The 2,073-nt window shown below is 62.0% G+C and carries 1 protein-coding gene; it reads right to left on the bottom strand.

Annotation, left to right across the window (positions count from 1 at the left end; genetic code table 11):
• Nucleotides 1–544: 544 nt before the first annotated feature.
• The coding region (locus AC4FAH_RS14710; protein WP_490246327.1) for a GMC family oxidoreductase at nt 545–2,073 on the bottom strand (1,529 nt) is incomplete at its 5' end.

Raw genomic sequence — 2,073 nt, 5'->3', positions numbered from 1 at the left:
TCTTGCTCGGGCAGTTCGCTGTATTCAATAATTTTTCGTAATGAAAAGAGCGCGGCATTATACATTTTTTATTCCACGCGCATTATACTTTCCCGGCAACCGCGAAAAGCATGAATCGCGACACGGTATTTTCTCATGCAAACATGAATTTCATTCATTAATCTCGCACTGCGCACTTCACATCCTCGCGCCCCCTCGTACCTTCTTAACGCCTTCCTCGACCAAGTTTCCGCCAGACGCGAACAGGCCGCCGACACGTCAATGTCGGCGGCCTGTGGGTCTCAAGCGCTCATGAGCGGCGACTGTCACGCAGAAGCCAGCACCTGACGCGGCAGTCTTTCCGCTCCTTGCTTCGCGAGGGTCTCGCCAGCCGATGCGCCAACGTCACACGCAGAAGCCTCGACGTTCACCTCGTGTCATAAGACGCTCAGCGCTTGAGTACTTCTCATGCTCTGGAAGCTACCCCCTGCAGGCTCAGGGTCAGACAAGCCGGCCTTGAGCGATCAGCACTGGCTGACGCATTGGGGACATGCAGGGCCTCGTATCAGTCTCCTCCGACAGCTGACTCCAGAATCCATCCAGCGGCTTTCTCCGCGATCATCAGGGTCGGCGAGTTGGTATTGCCGCTGACGATGGTCGGCATGATGCCGGCATCTGCCACCCGCAACCCCTGGATGCCGCGCACACGCAGACGGCTGTCGACCACCGCCATCGGGTCATCAGCGCGCCCCATCCGCGTGGTGCCCACCGGATGGAAGATGGTGGTGCCGATATCGCCGGCGAGCCTGGCGAGCTCTTCATCAGTCTGGTACTCGACCCCCGGCTTGATCTCCTCGGGCTTGTAGCGCGCAAAGGCTGGCTGGGAGGCGATACGCCGCGTGACCCGCAGGGAATCGGCCGCGACCTTGCGGTCTTCATCGGTGCTCAGATAGTTGGGCGCGATCGCTGGGGCCTGACGCGGGTCGGCGCTCTGCAGACGCACCGTGCCACGGCTAGTGGGGTTGAGATTGCAGACACTCGCGGTGATCGCCGGGAAGGGATGCAACGGCTGCCCGAAGGCCTCGAGGCTCAGCGGCTGGACGTGATACTGGATATTGGGGTGGGCGTAGTCATCGCTGCTGCGCGTGAAGGCCCCCAGCTGCGACGGCGCCATGCTCATCGGCCCGGAACGCTTGAACAGGTACTGCATGCCGATGCCCATCTTGCCCAGCAAGGTGCTGGCCATGGCGTTCAGGGTCTTGGCATTGGTGACCTTGTAGACTGAACGGATCTGCAGGTGGTCCTGCAGGTTCTCGCCGACGCCGGGCAGGTCCTTCACTACCTCGACGCCATGTTCCTCCAGCAATGCCCTGGGCCCGACGCCCGAAACCTGCAGCAGATGTGGCGAGCCGATGGCGCCGGCACACAGCACGACCTCACGCTTCGCCGAGAGGTTGATGACCTTGCCATCACGCACGACCTGTATCCCCGTGCAGCGCAGATCGGAGGCTTGCTTCGCTGCGTCCGTCGCCCCTGTGCCAGCCCGTGTTTCAGCCCCCATGCCCTGCTCGCCGCCCGCAAATAGCAGACGATTGACCTGGGTGGAATGCCACAGGGTCAGGTTGCTGCGCTTGAGCGCCGGGCGCAGGAAGGCCTTGGCCGTGTTCCAGCGCCAACCCGCCCGCTGGTTGACCTCGAAATAGGCCACCCCTTCATTGCTGCCACGGTTGAAGTCCTTGGTGCGCGGAATGCCGGCCTGCTCGGCCGCAATGGCGAAGTCATCCAGTATTTCCCAATTGAGTCGTTGACGCTCGACGCGCCATTCCCCGCCGTGACCGTGGAAATCATGCTGCCCAGGATCACTGCTGGCGCCGTCATCCAGTAGCGCGTGATCCTCGTGACGCATGAAGTCAGCCAGACACTGCTCCCAACGCCACTCGTCGTCGCCGGACACCTCGGCCCAGTGATCGTAATCCCGCGCCTGGCCGCGCATGTAGATCATGCCGTTGATGCTGGAACAGCCGCCCAGCGTCTTGCCGCGCGGATAGATCAGCGAACGGCCGTTGAGTCCCTTGTCCGGCTCGGTGCGGAACA

This window comes from Cobetia sp., from assembly GCF_983723665.1.
The sequence above is the reverse complement of the archived record's forward strand: the minus strand, read 5'-3'. Positions and strand labels throughout refer to the sequence as shown.